This is a genomic window from Flammeovirga sp. MY04 (genome assembly GCF_001682195.2).
In the GTDB taxonomy this organism is placed as follows: Bacteria; Bacteroidota; Bacteroidia; order Cytophagales; family Flammeovirgaceae; genus Flammeovirga; species Flammeovirga yaeyamensis.
Genome location: NZ_CP003560.2, coordinates 2,283,385 through 2,301,634, shown reverse-complemented (window position 1 = coordinate 2,301,634; position 18,250 = coordinate 2,283,385). Strand labels below are relative to the sequence as shown.

Below are 18,250 nucleotides of genomic sequence, written 5' to 3'. Positions count from 1 at the left end.
GACACAAATGTCGCTATCGCTTAACATTTGCGCCAGTTTTACTTCTTCCCTAAGAACCCTACCACCATGAATCAATTTCTAGGCTTTTGATACACTCTCCCTTACCTATTAGTTATTACTTATTACTTAAAACGAGCGTTAAATTTGCTACCTGCTACCTGCTACCTGCTACCTGCTACCTGCTCCCTATTTCTCCCACTCAATCAAATTCTTCTTACTCGCCACAATCCCATCCTCATCCACATAAACAAAGTCCCCATCTACAAATTCGATACCCGCTACTTCAGCATGGTAGTGTATTTCTATAGGGTCGTCATTTAATGTTGCTTTTTTAGGGTAGGGGTGTTTGCCTACAATACCCACTCTAAGTTTTGAGATGGTTTCTTTGTGTCTGAAGTTGGCATTAGAAACAATACCTTCCCATTCTTGGTGAAGCAGGGCAAAAGCTAGATCATCATCAATTAAGGCATCTGGAAGTTCAGATTCCCAATCGACGACTAGAACGCGACCTTTACCATTTTCTTCTTCAATGCGTTCGAGGATCATGGCAGGGTTGTTAGTTTTGAAGCAAACTACTTGACCATGAAATGATTTCTTCTGACTGATACTCTCTAAATAAAACGGTCTCCCGATAGTCACTTCCTTTGGGTGTCTATCACATAGGTTGGAGGTTTTGATTTTTGCTCCACTATCTAAAGATTGATTTTCCAAAAAGTGAATGACATCTTGAGCAGATCGGTCAGGTATTTCTTCCATTGGAACATGACCAACACCTTCGTAGATAATAAGTGATGAATTGGGAAGGTTGAAATCAAATTTATAAGCATTGGCTAATGGAATCCAACGATCTTTTTCACCCCATAATATCAAAGTAGGAGTTTCAAGGTCCTTTAGGTGATCAGAATGATCTACATTAGAACTAGTCGCAATATTTAAAAATGCCTCTTTGTTTCCTTTTCTAGAGAACATTTCATGGTAACGAGTGGTAGTGGTAGGTTCAATGCGTTTAGAATTACCGTAAGCATTCTTAAGGAAGAACTCAATGATTGTTTTTGGTGTACTTAAATATTCAGCTACGCCATGAAACATTTTGAATTCTTTTAGGATTGGGTTTTGCACCAATTTAAATAATAGAGGAATCGAGTCTCTATCGTTAAAGCCAGCCGCATCTAATAATATTAATCTACGGACTTGCTGCTTAAAGCGAAACGCATATTCCCATGCAAGCCATCCACCTAATGATGATCCCGCTATATAAAACTTTTTTAAGTCAAGTTGCTTGAAAAAAGTCTCAAAAAATTTCAGATATATTTCAACAGAATACGATCGATCAGGTCTAGGTCCAGTTAAACCAAAACCAGGGATATCTAAGCGTATTACTTTATATTTTTTTGATAAAATCTCAGTCCATCTATCCCAAGTATGTAAAGATGCAAAAGTACCATGAAGCAATACCAAAGGAAAGCCTTCACCTTCAATACGGTAGTGAACTTTCATGCCGTCAATTTCTAGGAATTTGGATTGTTCATTAGTGTATTTTTCGAAGACATCAATAGCCATAGTATAGATTTAGTTTTACTTGTCAGATTAAAATGAATAAGTTGAGATGAATATCATATAATATCCATTGAATATTGAATATACAGTTAAACCTTTGTTCAACAAAAATTATTTCATTTAGAAAGTTGTTTTCTTGATCAGAATCATATCAATTACTCAAAAGGGACCATTCTAGGTTTTGTAGGTTTAAAATCTATAATTGGTAATTGTATTTCTGTGGAAAAAGTAATTTGATATGGAGTTCTTCCCTCAGGAGAGTTAGGATAAAGTTTTATATCTAAACTTATTGTATTGAAAACTAAGTTTTCGTTTCTCGTTCGAATACCTCCACCAAAACCTGTGAAAAGTTCATCTTTGGATATGGAATTTTCTTTTTCTCCTAAAAGCACTCCCAATTCAATATTTTGATAAAAAGCGAACTTGAAACCGTAAAAATACCAAGGAGTAAACCACACGGCCTCTTGTTTTAATTGAGCACGTCTTGATCCTTTTTTGGTATTGGTATCAATATTATAACTACTAAAAAAATCGTCACTTATGAAATATAAAAACTGACCAGGAACTAAGTCACTACCAGAAGTCATATTAACATCTAAGAAAAAACGAACAAAATTTCGGCGGACAGCCAAAAGATTAGAAAAATAGTGTAACCCAAAATGCTGGATTTTTTGTTGGTATTTAGTCTCAAAGAATTGACCATATTCATAGTTTGCTCTAAAGAAACCCCAAGGAGTAAAGCGACCGTAATCCATTTGAAAACCAATATAGGGCCGGTCACCTAAAAACTCGTTTTGTTCATAACCAATAGTGGAATTAAATAACCAACCATGAGGAACGTCCTCATTTCTACCAAAACCTTGTAAATAACTTAATTTTCTGTAGTTCCTTTGAGTAAATGTTAATCCAGCTGTGTATTGTATTTTATCTTGATACCTGTATAAAGTGTCTGCTGAAGTTTCTTCTGGTCTGCGTGAAAAAAGGGTTTGTTCTCTTCCGGCTAATACAGTAATATTTCTGTTTTTATCTTTATCAATCTGAAAAGATCGTCCAGCCCAAGTGGTGATTACTTCATATTTATGAGGTTTCCAGAAACGTTGTCCATCTTCTACTCCTGGTATAAAAGCACTATCTGATGTTGAATAACCAAAAGCTTGTCGTACATATAAATACCCCATTTCACCACCCCATTTTGTTGCAGACGTGACAAAATCTTTATAGGTAGCTAAACCATATATACTTTCATTTTCACTATCTGTAAAGTTACCGATAACATCGATGAAAGTACCACTAATGTTATTGTACCTGTATTGTAAGTCAAACCCCAAAGGGATATCAGATTCTGGCTGAAGTATACCTCCTAAATATACATATTGACCCATTCCAAGAAAATTGGAATTGTAGATGCCTCCTCCATAATCACCAAAGTTATAGGTGTCTACACTGGCTCCAATGGTCCACTGATCTTTCGTGACCACATAGATATCTATTTCACTATTGGGCATTTCACATGCATACACTTCAGCATCTTTAATAAAGGGTAATGCCCTTAGAATACGTTCTGTTTCAGAGAGATCAAAATCTGTAATTACATCACCTTCTTTAAAAAGCAAATGCTTTCGAATGACATATTCTTTGGTTTTATTATGTACACCATTGGCATATTGTCCTAAACCGGAAGTTCTTTCAGGATAGGGATCTTTTACATCTCCTCCAAACGGGTTTAGTCTGATATAGTTGATGCTTCTGATGATTTTATTTTCAAAACACATTCCTTCAGAAATGGTATTTTCATTTACATCGTCTGTATTATTGTTATTTCTGTTTACTAAGAAGAAGTTCGAAATCTCTTTTGTAATCCTTCTCTTTTCTAAGGTTTTCTGGAGGTTATCGTAAAATTTATCTGATCTTATAACGGCTGTTGAATCGAAGTTAACTAAGTCTTTTTCCACAAAAATGATGGTGTCTTTTTTAAACCTCATTACAGAATCACCAATAACAATAGGCACATAAGCTTTAATCCTTATTTTTTGATAAAGTACAGAATCCTTCTCTTGGCCTTTAACAAGAGCGAAATTAAAAAGTGATAAAACAATGAAAGATATTAGAGTTCTGTAGAACCGTGACGACATTTAAATTTTTACCTTTTTATAAAATGGATTATAAAAGTTTAATCTATAAATAAAGGTAATAAATTAAATAATGGTATTCTGATTTTAAAAAGTAAAATAAAGGGTTTGATTTTACGATATTCTTATTCTTTCATTGTGGAGGCTATCTGATGAAGCATTTGATTTATTTTTTGAATGACCTCTTCATCTGAAAATATCTGATTGTCAATACTAAAAAATATGGTTTCTAATAATTCATGATAACCGATTTCTATTAAGCTATTATAATCGATATAACGCATACTCCAATCTCCAAATAATCGATCTTCTCTAATGGGCAAAACAATGTCGTGTTTAATATGATGCCTTTTATCTTTCTTGATATTTTCGATTAACTGTTTGATACTTTTTTCAGGGCCTTCTATGTATTGAATAAAAATATCGTTCTTGAATGTGAGGTATCCAGAAATATCAAATTCTTTGTTTTTTTTGGCAGCAGCTTCATGAAGTTTAATTAATTGTTCTTCATTGAAATTTTCATCAGAAGCACTGCTATAGATGTAGGAGTATATCATAAACTTATTGAGTAAAGGGTATAAAAAGTTAGGTTCAAGGAATCTAGATATATATAATAATTTATAAAATTAGAATGAGGCAAAGAAACATTTGAAAGATGATCTGATATAGACGTTTTTCAATTACAATAAAATCTAATAATAATACATTAAATATACATAGGTAAGTTTGAATCGTTATTTACTGCTTCTATTACGTGTTAAAAATAAATGAATTTTGTATATTCATTAACCCAACTGAAAAACTATGAAAGAAAAAAAACTGATTTTCATTGATGATGATGAGCTTTTGATCGATATAGTCAAAATCATCTCATCAACATTAAACGAGACAAAACACTTATCAAAAAGTTATTATAGGAGTGGAGATGAGTTCCTAAAAAACACATTAATAAATGACTATACTTCTACGGATAACTATGTATTTCTTGATTTAAATATGCCTGGTTTGGACGGGTGGCAAGTACTTGAGGAACTAATGGCTTTTAATTTCTCTAAAGAATTAAAAATATATATTCTAAGTTCGAGTATTCATCCTCGAGATAAAGAAAGAGCAGAAGCAAACCCACTAGTACACGGATATATTGAAAAGCCTCTAAGTAAACAGAAATTATTAGACTGTATAACAAAAAACAAAGTAGAAGTATAAGTGGCTATTAATAATATTCGGCCACTTTTAACAACATTCTATTGATCTTACTTGATACTTCGCTATTTGAAAACAGTCTATTATCAATAGTAAAGAATACAGCGTCTAACAGTTCATGAAATCCGATTTCTATTAAATTGTTGTATTCAATGTAACGCATATTCCAATTCTTAAAAAGACGTTCTTTTCTATTGGGAAGTACAAACTCATTTATTATTTGATGCCTATCGTCTTTATGGAGGTTTTTAATTAGTTGTTTGATTTGATCTTCATCTCCTTCTATATACTGAATGAAAATATCATTTTTATAGGTTAAATACCCAGTGATGTTATGAACACTATTATTTTTCTCAGCATCATATTGAAGTTGTAAGAGATCGTCTATTTCAAAAGCATTTTTACTTTTACTACTATATATATACGAATATATCATTTAATTATCGTTTGGTAATTTTATTGTAAACTTAGTGCCTACATTAACTTTTGAATCCACTTGTATTGTTCCACCTGTTGCCTCAACTTGTGTTTTAGTTAAGAAAAGGCCTAAACCTCTAGCATCTTCATTGTGATGGAATGTTTGATTCATTCCAAAAATTCTCTGTCCAAATTTTTCTAAATCAATACCCATTCCGTTATCCTTAACAGAGATAACAATTTGATTGTTTTCTGAATATACCTCAACTTCAATTTTAGGTAATCTATCTTCTGAGCGGTATTTTATTGCATTACTCAGTAAGTTCAAGAAAATGCTTCTTAAGTACTCTTCCGGATAACTAAATGTAAGTCCCCTTTCAACATCCATACTAATTAATACCCCATGCTTTTTCATGTTGCCAGATAAAATATCTAACACTTTCATCAACTCTTCTTTTATGTTGATGTTAGAGCGCTGAAGACTAGTTTTCTGTTGTACTTTGATGGCATCTGTTAAGTTATTGACTGTTTTTTCTAACTGAGCAAGTGCCTTCTCGAAAAGTTGAATATACTTTTCCTTTTCTTTATCATCATTTTCGTTATGATACAATTCTACTAACGACAATAGATTAGATAAAGGAGAACGTATGTTATGAGAAGCAATATAAGTATAACTTTCTAACTGTTCGTTTTGAACAGCCAAGGTTTGAGCCGTTTTCTCCGCCAAATTCACCGTTTCTTTCCATTGATATTCCATTGATTTAGTCTCTGAAATATCAAAAACAAGACAAAGTAGAGAAAAATGATTATCCTCTTTTGTAATCTTCCCAGCTAATCTTAAATGAAGTTTTTCTGAGTTTAATGTATTTATTCTTAACGTTATATCAAACTGCTTAGGCTTTTCTTTTAATAGTTGGTAAAGCTTTTTCTCATCTTCTTTCTGAATGATATTCAAAATGAAGGACTTATCGATTGTTATATTTTTATCTTGGATTTCAAGCCATTTTAAAAGAGTATCATTTACATTCACTGCATCTTTTTTGATGTCAGGAATACTAATTGTACCAAAATGATCTAGATCCAATAAATCAAGATAAGTATTTGCCAAATTACCAATCTCTTTTTCTTTCTTGTATTCCTCAGTGATATCTTTAAGAATACCATGAAGGCCTACAATTTTGTGATTTTTATTTATTGATGAGCAATCAATTAAGATCACTTTTGTTTCTAAATGTATATTCGTTTTAAATTCTTTTCCATATTGAATACAATCATTTAGTTTATTTCTAAACGATAAATAAGACTCATTTTGAACAGTTTCTCCGTATTTATTCTTTATGAATGAATCAAAGTTTTCTGCAGAAATGTTATTGTATTCTTTCCCGGATATCAAAACTTTCTTTTCATCGAAAAGCCAAGTCCAAGAATGTAGGTCTAAATGCTTAGAAATAGTTTTGTACTGAGAGATCTTCTCTTGGTGTTCCTCATTTAAGGCCAATAATTTCTTAGTTGGATTGAAATCAGAAATTGGTATAAATGAAAGAATGACTCCATCCGCCTCAAAATCTTTGTTAACACAAGGTGAGACTCTAAGAAGATATTTTTTGCCTTCATTATCAGAGATTTCTTGCTCTTGTATTTGGTTGACTTTTACTGCATCTTCAATAGATTGATAAAAACTACCTTTGATTTTAAAGAACGTATTAAATTGTAATATACTTCTTCCTAAATCCTCGTTTTCGATACCAAAAAAGTCACTTGCATTCGGAGCTATACGACGAATTTTTAAGTCATTATCTAAATACAAACTGGCTATACCTGCTGATTTAAACAGGTTCAGGAAGTCATTATTAAGTACAGAAATCTCTGTTAGTTTCTCTTTATATTCCTGGTTAACCGTGTATAATTCCTCGTTTACAGATTGAAGTTCCTCATTACTACTTTGTAATTCCTCATTGGAGGACATCAATTCTTCGTTATTAATTTGATAGTTCTCATTAATACCCTCAATTTTCTTATTCGCATTTTTTAGCTCTAAGTGAAGATGTTTGATCTCATCTTTTAAATTTTGAATGGTATTGTCCTGCTCTAAAATATTATCTTGATTGTCTTTCTTGATAGGAACAAACTCCAAAATAATATTATCACTATCTATATTCAATGTAAATTTTCTGATGATGATATCAGAAACCAATCCTTCTGTTACATTATTGAAGGAAATATTTTTTAGTTTTCTACTCTTTCCATCTTCTTTTACCTTCTTTATCTCTCTGATAATATCGATGTAAACTTCGAAATCGAAAACCTCTTTTAGGACCAATTCTTTTTGTGGAAAGAATAGATATTTACCTGTTTCTTTGGTTGAATAAATAATGTTTTCGTCAAAATCTACGACGATGAATGGTTGGCAAAAGAACTGTATTAATCTTTTTTCTATATCAGTAGCAAAAATATTTTCTTTAAACTGAGTAATTTCTAACTCCACTGGACTTAAAGTTTTTTGATTTTCGAATTTATGACGTTGATCAATATCTATAATTTTAAAATTTTCGGTGAGTTGGAAGAATTTTTTCTTGACATCAATTTCTTTTAAAAATTTATCTGAAAAGTTTTTCTCAGATGGTCCTAAGAATAAATACCCACCTTTATTTAAGGAGAATTTTATGGTGTTTAATATCTTATACTGGTTTTCCTTTTTAAAGTAGATCAAAAGATTTCTACACGTAATTAGATCAATATTTAAGAAAGGAGGAGTTTCTAAGATATCATGTTTTACAAAGGTGATTAACTGTCTAACATTTTCGTTGACAGTATACTTGTTTCCATTTTTGAAGAAATATTTTTTTAAGAACTTTGTGGGAATTTCATTTAATTCTTTCTCTGTAAATGAGCCTTCAGAAGCATATTGGATCGCCTTATTATTAAGGTCTGTCGCAAATATTTTTACCTCTTTCTCTTCTTTTATTTTTTCTAATTCCTCAAGTACTAAAATAGCTAAAGTATAGGCTTCTTGTCCTGTACTACAGCCTAAAGACCAAATACGAACAATGTCTTTGTCCTTAAATACTTTTGGAATAATGCTCTGTTCTACAAAATCCCATTCTTCTAAATCTCTGAAAAATGAAGTCACCCCAATGAGAAAACTATTGGCAAGTGAATCCAATTCCTTAGGGTGTGTTGTTAAATGCTGATAGTATTTTTCGATGGAATTGAAGTTTTGGTATTCCATCATTTTTAAAATTCGACGATATAACGTCTGTGTTTTATAACTACCGAAATTAATGTTCGATTTAGAGCTGACTAAACTGATAATATGATCGAGTACTTTAAATCCTTTTCCAGCTCTATTCGAATTTCCATTGGTTGAAATAAACTCTAATATTTGAGATAGATCTTCAATACTAGAAATAAAATCAATGGGATTGGTTTGAATGGCAGAGAATGGCATGCCATTAAACTTCGCAGAATCCGGGTGCTGTACAATAGAAATACCATTATTGGCATTGATATATCTCAACCCTTCAGTTCCATCAGATCCTGTTCCTGATAAAATAATTCCAATGGCTTTTTCTTTATAAGTAGTGGCTAAGCTTTTAAAAAGAATGTTGATAGGATAAGATAATTTATCCCTCTTACTGTTTTTTTCCTTAACAACAATCTTATTATTCTCTATGCTTAATGTAGTATGGTTATTAATTAAATATATATGGTTCTTCTTAAGAAAATGATCTTTATTCACTTCAATAATAGGAATTTTAGTCACTTTTCTTAAAAGTTCTGGTATTAAACTTTTATGTTCTATTGATAAATGCAGAACAACAATAAAACACATATCGGTATTGTTATTCAGCTTTTCAAATAAGTTGTTAATTGCTTCAAGGCCACCTGCAGAGGCACCGATGCCAACTACAAATTTAGGATAGTTATTCTCAGTCATATTAGTTTTTTAAAAACTTACATCAATATAGTCATAAGATTTTAATAATATTTTTTATAACTAATTTATTTTGCATCGATGATTACAATTGTAACTTTACAGCATCAATTTATTTAAATAATGAGAATATTTCGATTTTTTTCCTTAGGTGTATTCACTGCATTAGTCTTTATTATTGGAGGGGCTTTATTGCTTCCATCTGAATATAATGTTCATCAAAAAATCTTTATTAAAGAGAAACCAAGCACTATTTTTCCTTTTATTAATAATTTAAAAAAATGGAATTCTTGGGCATTTATTGATGATGAAAATAATGCTAGATTGTCGCCAATGTATTCTGGCCCTGAAGAAGGAGAGGGAGCGATCCATACTTGGATGGACTATCATGGGAATAATGCTAAAATTCAGATCTTAGCTTCAGAACCTTTTGAAAAAGTAGAACTACAAATGACAACAAATGATGGGGCATTTATTTCTGATATTCAATTTACCATTGAAGGAGATCAGAATGGAAGTGTGGTTGTTTGGGATGAAAAGGGAGATTTTGGCTACCAGTTATCTGCTAGAGTAGTTGCTTTTATGTCGGATTATGAAACCAAAATTGGAGAACAATACCAACAAGCATTAGAACAATTAAAGAATAGAATAGAAGAAACTTCTACACCAAAACAATAGCACCTCCAAATCGACCGGTTTGATTAGGTGATGCTTTTCGTGCTGAAAAGAATCGACGATCTGTATAGGTATTGATGGGCATGAATTCGATGTTTTGTTCTAAGATACCATTAATTTTACATTGATATTTCTGACAAGCAGTAATGTCGAGATATCTTTTTTGAACATCAGGATGTTTACTTAAAACTTGATCTATAATCTCTGGGTATGCTTCCTCAAAAAGTTTGGCGACCTCTAGGCCTATTTCATAGGTTTCTTTTTTAATAAACGGTCCAAAGCATACTTTGATATCAGAAGGTAGACATCCGAATTCATTGATCATTACCTCAATTCCTTTTGTGAGAATTTTTAGTTCAGTGCCTTTCCATCCGGAATGAATTGCACCTATTACTTTTTGTATGGGATCGAATAATAGGATAGGAGTGCAGTCTGCAGCTAACGTTACTAATCCTACGCCTTTAACATTGGTAATTAACCCATCAGTTTTAGGAAAAGGAAGAGGACTCGATATCAAGTCCTCTAAATTATCTTCTTTGATAATGCCAATAGTATTGGTATGTTGTTGATCCCCAATGAATAGATGATCACAACCTAAAGCTTCTTTTACTCTTTTCCTGTTTTCCTGAACATCTTCTTTTTTATCATGTGCTAGATTCCCAAGATTTAATGAATCAAAAGGAACCTGACTGACTCCACCATTTCTAGTGGTAATAAAATGATGCAGAGGGTCATCTTTTAAAAGTGAAAAGGAGAGAGTTTCAAGCATTTTAGTTATTTACTATTGTGTGCATAAATCTGATCAATACTAATTGTACCTTCGTAAATTGCTTTACCCACTACTACTGCAGGAATACCTGCCTCGTCTAATTTTGTGAGGTCATCAAATTTACTTACTCCGCCACTTGCAATCAACTCCATATCTGGAAATTCAGCAATTATTTCTTGGTATAAAGCGGTATTAGGTCCTTGCATCATACCATCTTTAGAAATATCAGTACAAAGTACTTTTGTAATTCCTTTAGAGGTATAGTTTTTCAAGAAATCAAAAAGAGGCAATTGACTGTCTTCTTGCCAACCACTTACAGCAATTTTTTTGTCTTTGGCATCAGCAGCTAAAATCATACGTTCAGCTCCAAATTTTTCAATCCAGCTGACAAATTTATCTTCTGCTTTTACTGCAATAGATCCACATGTCACCATTTCAGCACCATGATCGAATACTTTTTGCAAATCTTCATCAGATTGGATACCTCCTCCAAAATCAACTACTAAATTGGTGTTTTTAACAATACGTTCTAAAACAGGGTAGTTCACTACCTTTTTCACTTTAGCGCCGTCCAAATCAACCAAATGCAAACGTGTGATTCCTGCATCTTCAAATTGTTTTGCAATGTCTAAAGGATCTTTTGCATATACTGTTTTTTGAGCATAATCGCCCTGTGATAACCTTACTAGTTGACCATCGATAAGATCAATAGCTGGAATAATTTCTAATCGTTTGCTCATTTTAGCACTCTGTAATGAAGTTTTGAATAATTTTTTGTCCTACGTCTCCACTTTTTTCAGGGTGGAATTGAGCAGCATAAAAATTGTCTTTATGAAGAGAAGCACTGTATGGATGTACATAGTCAGTTACCGCAATAGTTTCTTCACATAATTCAGCATAATAACTGTGTACGTAATAGACATAATCATTATCTTCCAACCCAGTATACAAAGGTGTTTTTAGATCATGGATATTGTTCCAGCCCATATGAGGAACCTTTAAACTATCACTTTCAAATTTCTTGACATGAGTATCAAAAATACCTAGACAATCGGTATCTCTTTCCTCAGAATGTTGACACATTAATTGTAATCCAAGACAAATGCCAAGGGTGGGTTGTTTTAATTCTTTAATCAGTACATCTAGATTTCTAGCCTTTAGATAATCCATTGCTGATTTTGCTTCGCCAACACCAGGGAATATCACTTTATCCGCAGATAAGATTTCCTCTTTTTGGTCTGTTAGAATAGGTTCAATGCCAATACGTTGTAATGCATATCTTACTGACTGTACATTACCGGCATTGTATTTAATGATAGCAACTTTCATCGATTAGCTATTTTGTGATGCTTCTGTTTACTTCTAAAAGTAAAATCAGTAAAGCTTTAAACGAAAGTCAAAATTACAATACTTTCCAAAGAATGAAAATAGATGAGTTGATTTCATAAAAAAACGGCTTATTTATGATGATATTTTACATAAATAAGCCGTTTTTTTATAGAATTGTCTACTATCTAAAATGTCAAATACATTGCAGAATAAGGGGCGATACTTACGGATGAACCACTTTCTTTTGCCTTATCCAACGAAATGCTCACACTTTGTCCTGATAATACATCTTTTGTTTTGACTTCGTCTAAATTAGCTACTCCAATAGCCTCTGTAACAATCGATGGAATGATTAAGTCCAACTCCATTTCTTGATCTGAAAAATTGGTTATTACAAGGACTCTTTCGCTCTCATCAAATCTAATGAAGCTATAAATTTTATCAGTATTGTATTTAGCGTTTGTGCGGTTAAATTGCTGAAGATCGATAAGTTTACCACTTCGAATAGCAGAAGACTCAGTAGAAGCTTTGATAATGTCTTTATACTGTTTTCTTAATGTTCTTTGCTCAGCAGATAATTGGCCGCCATCATATTTACGATTGTTCACCCATTTCTGATGTTCAGGAACACCCCAATAATCAAAAATGGTAGTTCTTCCATCATCACCACTAAAGCCGGAAACATTTTCTCCAGGTTCTCCCACTTCTTGACCGAAATATATCATCACAGGGCCACTTCCTAATGCAGCACTTACAGCCATTCCAGGTATGCCTAATTGTGGATCGTTTGAAAACTCTTTAGAAGCAATTCTTTGCTCATCATGATTTTCTAAAAAGCGAAGCATGTGATTATTAAAACCATCCATCTCTTTCCAAACCTTTGTCAGGTGAGATAAAGAAGAACCCTCACGATCTTCCATAACAGCACGCAAAGTATCATAAACACCTACTTTGTCGTAGAGGTAATCAAATTTTCCGTTAAAGATATAATTCTCGTATTCTTTAGGATTATATACCTCTGCAATGAATCGGATATTAGGATTGATTTTTTTGATTTTTGGAATCATCCATCCCCAATATTCTACAGGAACCATTTCAGCCATATCACAACGGAAACCATCTACCCCTTTTTCTGTCCAATACGTCAGGATTTCTAAGGTTTTTTTCCAAGTTGAAGGCACGTCACCATCAATATCAAATACTTTTTCTCCATTACCAGAAATATGATTTACACCGTAATTCAAACGTACAGTTTCAAACCAGTCATTCACAGTAGGGTTAGGAGTTACAGCACCATTTCCTGATACTTTTGCTGGTACTTCTTTAAATTTTCCATCCGCTAAAGGAAACTTGGCACCCCCTAAAGGTTTGTATCCTTCAGGAACTACAAATGGCTTACCGGGTAAGTAGTAGAAATTATTATTAGGGTCAAAACCTTTCTTTAGGTTATCAGTAGCACCTAAGTCTTTAACTCCTTTCGGTTTTTTATCAGAATAATATGATCGAGCAACGTGATTAGGTACAAAATCAATGATTACTTTTAAACCTTCATCATGTGTTCTCTTGATTAAGGCTTCGAATTCTTCAACTCTTTGATTTACATTGTTGGCTAAATCAGGGTTGACATCATAGTAATCTTTAATCGCATATGGAGAACCTGCACGCCCTTTTACCACGTCGGCATCATCTAATCGGATACCATATTTTCTGTAATCTGTAATTACTGCATGTTCTATGACTCCTGTGTACCAAACATGAGTAGCTCCAAGATCTTTTATTCCTTTTAATGCGGCCTCATTGATATCATCAAATTTACCGACTCCATTTTGTTTTAGAGTTCCCCAAGGAATATTGTTTGTTGTAGTGTTACCAAAGAGACGTGTCATCATTTGGTATACTACAATTTTATGGTCTTCAATATTTTCTGTTGAACTTGATATATCGTAAAGATGTTTCATTTTCTTTTCATCTTCTTGATTACTAGAAGAACAACCAAATAAAAGTAACGTAAAAATACCTATTATAAGGTAAGGGAAATTGCGTCGAATTATATTCATTTATGGTTAGTTTTAATTGAAAAAACAAAAAAACTCTCTTTATTTTGGAATAAAGAGAGTTGAGATATCTTACTCACTTTTCTTATTGTAAGCACGTTTTTGATTCAATTGTTGAGCAATTTTGTATAAATCTACTTTAGAGAAAATAGTATCATAAATTGCTTGATGTGATTTTACATCTTTAAGATCTTCTTGCATTTGAACTGCAACAGTAAATGGGTTAGTGTCTTTTAGTTGCTTTCTCAGACTATTTAAATAATCCTTATCTTTTTTGATTGCATTGAAAATTATTTCTTCAATTTCGTTCATAAAATTGTCAAGTTAATATGGTTGATTTATTATTTATGTATTATGTAATAATAATTAAAAATAATTAGTTTAAAAAACCTTTTTTCAAAAATATTTTTATCAATTTGATAAAAATATTTAAAGGATGATTTAAGAAGAATATTTCATCTTTTTTAGAAAAATATTTTTGACTTTTTGAGATAAATATACAAGAAAATAGATTTATCATAATTTATATTTTTCATCTAACTCAGTTTACTAATAAATTTTGTGTAACTTGATAAAAGATCTTACAGTTAAACCACAATGAAAACACTAATACTAATAAGACACGCTGAAGCAGAATCTGCCTATTTTGGGGTGGAAGATAAAAATAGAGAATTGACTCAACAAGGCTATGCACAAGCATTGCATATGTCTCAAAAAGTGAAAAGTGGTTCTTATGTGCCAGATATTATTTTCTTTTCTGACGCTGTTAGAACAAAAATTACCACCCAAGTGCTTCAAGAAACGTTGGATATTCCAGAAGAAGCCACCTTTGAGGAAGGTTCGTTTTATGATGCAAACGTTGGGAGGTTATTGGATTTTATCAATCAGCGATCTGATGAGGCCGATTGTTTTGCTATTGTTGGTCACAATCCGACCCTCAGTTTTCTAGCTGAATATTTAACAGGAGAAGCGTTGGCTTCACTTGCTCCTGCAGATGCTTTAGTAATTACTTTTGATTTTCCATCTTGGAGTATGGTTTCTCAAGCAACAGGACAGTCTTTGTGCAGGTATACCGGAAACTAATGGATCAGGTTTTATGGTGATTATTTGATAAGTAAACCTACTAAATCATTAAAATTTTCAATTAAATAGTCGGGTTGAACAGGAGAGTTGTCTGTAAGTTCTTTACGATATTTTCCTGTTTTGACTTGTATAGCCGTTAAGTTAGCTGATTTAGCACCTTGAATATCTCCGACAATATCATCACCAATCATCAATAGTTCATCTGCAGATAAACCAATTTTTTCAATCGCAGATTCATAAAATGCTTTTTCAGGTTTGCCTATACATACGCTTTGCGTAGAGGTAGCGAATTCTAATCCAGTAATAAAAGCACCGATATCAATACGGAGGCCATCAGCTGCTTTCCAGAATTTTCCTTTGTGGAGACCCACCACTTTACTACCGTTCAATATTTTATTGAAAAGGTTGTTCATAAGAGCGTAGTCCCAATTTTTTCCAATATCACCTACTACAATGACTTCTGGGTCAATAGTATTTTCCTTTATATTATCATAAAATAGGTTCCTAACGCTAGTTCCTCCAAGTACTTCTACATTATTATATCCCATTTTAGAAACATAATTGTATGCGGCTAGAGGAGGACTTAAAATCTCATCTTTTCCAACAGGAATACCCATTTTTATCAGTTTATCGAATAATTCTTCTGATGTTATTCCTGAAGTATTGGTGACAAATAAGAAAGAATAACCTTTGTCTTTTAAGGTTTGAATACTATCTATTACTCCTTCAATTAAAACAGAATCGTTGTATAATACTCCGTCAAGATCGCAAAGTATGCCTTTGATATTTTTCATTTAACTAAAACTTTTTCCTTTTATTTCTATTTATAGGATAAATATTTGATTCACAAAATCATCCTAATCAACAACAAGAGTTTATTTTTAACTAAACATAACACCATTTGAAACTTTCAAACAATGATACTACTTACCTATGTGTTATTTTTGTGACAATAAAATTGAATTCCGTTAATGAAGTTATCTTCTTCAACATATTATTATCTATTCTTAATAGGATTGATTTCAATAATTCAGGGTTGTGCCTCGGTGAATATTAGAGAGTACGAGAATGCCTCGATTAAATTTATGAAATCGTCTCCCTTACCACAGCCAAGAGCCTATATGGGTTATTGTAGTAATGGAACGTCATGTTTTGTTGTGGGTGGAGAAAATAAATCGGGTGATAATTTTGATAACGTCTTAGTATTTAATGTTGACAAGGAGCAATGGAACGAATTAACCCCTGTGAATATTACTGCGGAAAAAAACATCAATAGTATTATAGCTAATGGCTCATTATTACTATTAAATGGAAACGAAAATAAAAACGATGAGGACTTTTCTGATGTAGATGAAAACGTCCGAGAAATCAGTTTTAATGTTCAGGTTCCTTACTTAAATAAAGTATCTGAAAACCCAGAGCCTTTATATAAAAATTGCCTCGCTGAGTATAAAAATATGGTATATTCATTTGGTGGAATGATTGATGAGGATACCTATTCTAATACATTATATTCATACGATCCCAAAAAGAAAAAATGGAAACAATTAGCGAGTATGCCTATTCAAATGGTTACGTTTGGAGCTGCTGTTAATGGTAAAATTTATACTTTTGGAGGTAAGGGAGACAAAGAAATCGATGATATTTTTATGTATAACATGAAAGTGAATCGTTGGGTGAAAGTAGGGAAACTACCTGAGCCTATCACTGATGCTGCAGTGACTCAATTTAAAGACTATATTATTCTATTCAGCGAAAGACAACTATTTATTTTCGATACCGCTAAAGGTAGCTTAAAGAGGTTTCAAACCAATATTGGTGATTTAAGAGGCATGGGGGCTACCGTTTCTAAAGAAAAATTAATTATTTTTGGCGGTATCAAAACGTCTGGTTCTGGAAAATCTAATTATTCCTCTACGGTATATATGATTGACTTAGGAAAAGTTCTCAAAGGTTAGACGTTAAGTTGATCACTATCTCATTTTTTACACATGGAAAAATCTACCTTCGATATATCCTCTTTATTAAGAGAGCATATCCGAACAATGACACCTTATTCATCTGCTAGGGATGAATTTGAAGAAGTTTCTGATGATTTTATATTTTTAGATGCCAACGAAAATCCTTTCGGAACGGCGACTGGCGAGAAATACAATAGATATCCTGATCCTTATCAAAGGGCTGTAAAGGAAAAGCTTTCTAAGGTAAAACATGTACCAACGGAAAACATCTTCTTAGGTAATGGTAGCGACGAGCCTATCGATTTACTATTTAGAGCTTTTGTTGAATCGGGTAAAGATAATGTCATTATTCTTCCGCCAACTTATGGTATGTATCAAGTTTCTGCTGCTTTAAATAATGTAGAACTAAGAAAGGTTTCTTTAACCAAATCACTTGATATTGATACAGAGGAAGTGTTAAATACTATAGATCAGCATACAAAACTCATTTTTGTATGTTCTCCTAATAACCCTACAGGAAACTCGGTATCGGTTGATCGTATAGAGCATTTACTGAATAATTTTAATGGTATAGTAGTGGTAGACGAAGCTTATATTGATTTTTCTGATCAAGAAAGTTTCTCTCAAAAATTAGATCAATATCCAAATTTAGTAGTCTTGCAAACCTTTTCTAAAGCCTGGGGTATGGCTGGTTTAAGGTTAGGGATGATGTTTGCCTCTAAAGAAATTATTAGAGTTTTCAATATCATTAAGCCTCCTTATAATATCAATCAGTTAACACAGGAGAAAGCTTTAGAATGTTTAGATAATGAGGATAAGGTAAAGGAAATGGTATCTGTTTTAATATCAGAAAGAGAACGCCTTAAAGACGAATTGTCTAGTTTGCCTAGAGTGAAAAGCATTTATCCTTCTGATGCCAATTTCTTATTGATTCAAGTAGAAGATGCCAATAATGATTATGACAGGCTGATAAAGTCTAATGTAGTCATTAGAAATAGGGCAAATGTTTTACTTTGTGATGAAGGTTTGAGAATATCAATTGGCACAAAAGAAGAAAACAATAAGTTTATAGAGGCATTTAAAGCTCTATAATTTAGCTATAAATAAAAAAGAGCATTTGATATCTACATCAAATGCTC

General features: G+C 32.4%; 16 protein-coding genes. 5 read left to right on the top strand and 11 right to left on the bottom strand.

Annotated features, from left to right (window positions below):
- Positions 1 to 186 precede the first annotated feature (186 nt).
- From MY04_RS09335 to MY04_RS09325, 3 genes are all read right to left on the bottom strand, one after another.
- The gene (locus MY04_RS09335) at positions 187 to 1,560 is read right to left on the bottom strand and encodes an alpha/beta fold hydrolase (RefSeq protein ID WP_066208924.1); all 1,374 of its coding nucleotides are present in this window, start codon (positions 1,558 to 1,560) and stop codon (positions 187 to 189) included.
- A 152-nt stretch (positions 1,561 to 1,712) separates the two neighbouring features.
- Complete coding sequence (locus MY04_RS09330; RefSeq protein ID WP_158297630.1) at positions 1,713 to 3,689, bottom strand: hypothetical protein; 1,977 nt, start codon at positions 3,687 to 3,689, stop codon at positions 1,713 to 1,715.
- A gap of 122 nt (positions 3,690 to 3,811) precedes the next feature.
- A complete protein-coding gene (locus MY04_RS09325; protein ID WP_066208921.1) occupies positions 3,812 to 4,243 on the bottom strand; it encodes a BLUF domain-containing protein in 432 nt (143 codons plus the stop codon).
- A gap of 247 nt (positions 4,244 to 4,490) precedes the next feature.
- On the opposite strand from MY04_RS09325, the gene MY04_RS09320 reads away from it, so the two are divergent.
- The gene (locus MY04_RS09320) at positions 4,491 to 4,892 is read left to right on the top strand and encodes a response regulator (RefSeq protein WP_066208919.1); all 402 of its coding nucleotides are present in this window, start codon (positions 4,491 to 4,493) and stop codon (positions 4,890 to 4,892) included.
- A 7-nt stretch (positions 4,893 to 4,899) separates the two neighbouring features.
- On the opposite strand, the gene MY04_RS09315 is transcribed toward MY04_RS09320, so the two are convergent.
- Together MY04_RS09315 and MY04_RS09310 are read right to left on the bottom strand one after the other, a co-directional pair.
- Positions 4,900 to 5,325, bottom strand: coding sequence for a BLUF domain-containing protein (locus MY04_RS09315; protein ID WP_066208918.1), 426 nt, complete (start codon positions 5,323 to 5,325; stop codon positions 4,900 to 4,902).
- Entirely contained in the window at positions 5,326 to 9,243 is a 3,918-nt protein-coding gene (locus MY04_RS09310) for a CheR family methyltransferase (RefSeq protein WP_066208917.1), read from the bottom strand.
- A gap of 120 nt (positions 9,244 to 9,363) precedes the next feature.
- On the opposite strand from MY04_RS09310, the gene MY04_RS09305 reads away from it, so the two are divergent.
- Positions 9,364 to 9,918, top strand: a complete 555-nt coding sequence (locus MY04_RS09305; protein ID WP_066208916.1) for an SRPBCC family protein — start codon at positions 9,364 to 9,366, stop codon at positions 9,916 to 9,918.
- Here MY04_RS09305 and pgeF read toward each other — a convergent pair.
- From pgeF to MY04_RS09280, 5 genes are all read right to left on the bottom strand, one after another.
- A complete protein-coding gene (gene pgeF / locus MY04_RS09300) occupies positions 9,902 to 10,684 on the bottom strand; it encodes a peptidoglycan editing factor PgeF (RefSeq protein ID WP_066208915.1) in 783 nt (260 codons plus the stop codon). The two genes, MY04_RS09305 and pgeF, sit on opposite strands and share 17 nt — an antisense overlap.
- Before the next feature lie 5 nt (positions 10,685 to 10,689).
- Positions 10,690 to 11,424, bottom strand: a complete 735-nt coding sequence (gene hisA / locus MY04_RS09295) for a 1-(5-phosphoribosyl)-5-[(5-phosphoribosylamino)methylideneamino]imidazole-4-carboxamide isomerase (protein WP_066208913.1) — start codon at positions 11,422 to 11,424, stop codon at positions 10,690 to 10,692.
- A 1-nt stretch (position 11,425) separates the two neighbouring features.
- Positions 11,426 to 12,013, bottom strand: coding sequence for an imidazole glycerol phosphate synthase subunit HisH (gene hisH, locus MY04_RS09290; protein ID WP_066208911.1), 588 nt, complete (start codon positions 12,011 to 12,013; stop codon positions 11,426 to 11,428).
- Positions 12,014 to 12,198: 185 nt separating this feature from the next.
- Positions 12,199 to 14,070, bottom strand: a complete 1,872-nt coding sequence (locus tag MY04_RS09285) for an alpha-amylase family glycosyl hydrolase (RefSeq protein ID WP_066208909.1) — start codon at positions 14,068 to 14,070, stop codon at positions 12,199 to 12,201.
- A gap of 69 nt (positions 14,071 to 14,139) precedes the next feature.
- Positions 14,140 to 14,379 (bottom strand): hypothetical protein, encoded by a 240-nt coding sequence (locus MY04_RS09280; protein ID WP_066208907.1) that lies wholly within the window; start codon positions 14,377 to 14,379, stop codon positions 14,140 to 14,142.
- 285 nt (positions 14,380 to 14,664) lie between these two features.
- Here MY04_RS09280 and MY04_RS09275 point away from each other — a divergent pair, with 285 nt between their 5' ends.
- On the top strand, positions 14,665 to 15,150 hold the full coding sequence (locus tag MY04_RS09275; RefSeq protein WP_066208905.1) for a SixA phosphatase family protein: 486 nt from the start codon (positions 14,665 to 14,667) through the stop codon (positions 15,148 to 15,150).
- 20 nt (positions 15,151 to 15,170) lie between these two features.
- Here the strand turns inward: MY04_RS09275 and MY04_RS09270 are convergent, their stop codons facing one another.
- A complete protein-coding gene (locus MY04_RS09270; RefSeq protein WP_066208903.1) occupies positions 15,171 to 15,944 on the bottom strand; it encodes a TIGR01458 family HAD-type hydrolase in 774 nt (257 codons plus the stop codon).
- A 291-nt stretch (positions 15,945 to 16,235) separates the two neighbouring features.
- On the opposite strand from MY04_RS09270, the gene MY04_RS09265 reads away from it, so the two are divergent.
- Positions 16,236 to 17,108 carry a Kelch repeat-containing protein gene (locus MY04_RS09265; protein ID WP_158297629.1) on the top strand — a complete coding sequence of 291 codons (873 nt, stop codon included), beginning with the start codon at positions 16,236 to 16,238 and terminating at the stop codon, positions 17,106 to 17,108.
- A gap of 33 nt (positions 17,109 to 17,141) precedes the next feature.
- Positions 17,142 to 18,203 carry a histidinol-phosphate transaminase gene (hisC, locus tag MY04_RS09260; protein WP_066208901.1) on the top strand — a complete coding sequence of 354 codons (1,062 nt, stop codon included), beginning with the start codon at positions 17,142 to 17,144 and terminating at the stop codon, positions 18,201 to 18,203.
- The last annotated feature ends 47 nt before the right edge of the window (positions 18,204 to 18,250 follow it).

Coding starts and splice junctions, on each gene's coding strand:
- MY04_RS09335 (WP_066208924.1), bottom strand. CDS start 1,560: ATGGCTATTGATGTCTTCGAAAAATACACTAATGAACAATCCAAATTC.
- MY04_RS09330 (WP_158297630.1), bottom strand. CDS start 3,689: ATGTCGTCACGGTTCTACAGAACTCTAATATCTTTCATTGTTTTATCA.
- MY04_RS09325 (WP_066208921.1), bottom strand. CDS start 4,243: ATGATATACTCCTACATCTATAGCAGTGCTTCTGATGAAAATTTCAAT.
- MY04_RS09320 (WP_066208919.1), top strand. CDS start 4,491: ATGAAAGAAAAAAAACTGATTTTCATTGATGATGATGAGCTTTTGATC.
- MY04_RS09315 (WP_066208918.1), bottom strand. CDS start 5,325: ATGATATATTCGTATATATATAGTAGTAAAAGTAAAAATGCTTTTGAA.
- MY04_RS09310 (WP_066208917.1), bottom strand. CDS start 9,243: ATGACTGAGAATAACTATCCTAAATTTGTAGTTGGCATCGGTGCCTCT.
- MY04_RS09305 (WP_066208916.1), top strand. CDS start 9,364: ATGAGAATATTTCGATTTTTTTCCTTAGGTGTATTCACTGCATTAGTC.
- pgeF (WP_066208915.1), bottom strand. CDS start 10,684: ATGCTTGAAACTCTCTCCTTTTCACTTTTAAAAGATGACCCTCTGCAT.
- hisA (WP_066208913.1), bottom strand. CDS start 11,424: ATGAGCAAACGATTAGAAATTATTCCAGCTATTGATCTTATCGATGGT.
- hisH (WP_066208911.1), bottom strand. CDS start 12,013: ATGAAAGTTGCTATCATTAAATACAATGCCGGTAATGTACAGTCAGTA.
- MY04_RS09285 (WP_066208909.1), bottom strand. CDS start 14,070: ATGAATATAATTCGACGCAATTTCCCTTACCTTATAATAGGTATTTTT.
- MY04_RS09280 (WP_066208907.1), bottom strand. CDS start 14,379: ATGAACGAAATTGAAGAAATAATTTTCAATGCAATCAAAAAAGATAAG.
- MY04_RS09275 (WP_066208905.1), top strand. CDS start 14,665: ATGAAAACACTAATACTAATAAGACACGCTGAAGCAGAATCTGCCTAT.
- MY04_RS09270 (WP_066208903.1), bottom strand. CDS start 15,944: ATGAAAAATATCAAAGGCATACTTTGCGATCTTGACGGAGTATTATAC.
- MY04_RS09265 (WP_158297629.1), top strand. CDS start 16,236: ATGAAATCGTCTCCCTTACCACAGCCAAGAGCCTATATGGGTTATTGT.
- hisC (WP_066208901.1), top strand. CDS start 17,142: ATGGAAAAATCTACCTTCGATATATCCTCTTTATTAAGAGAGCATATC.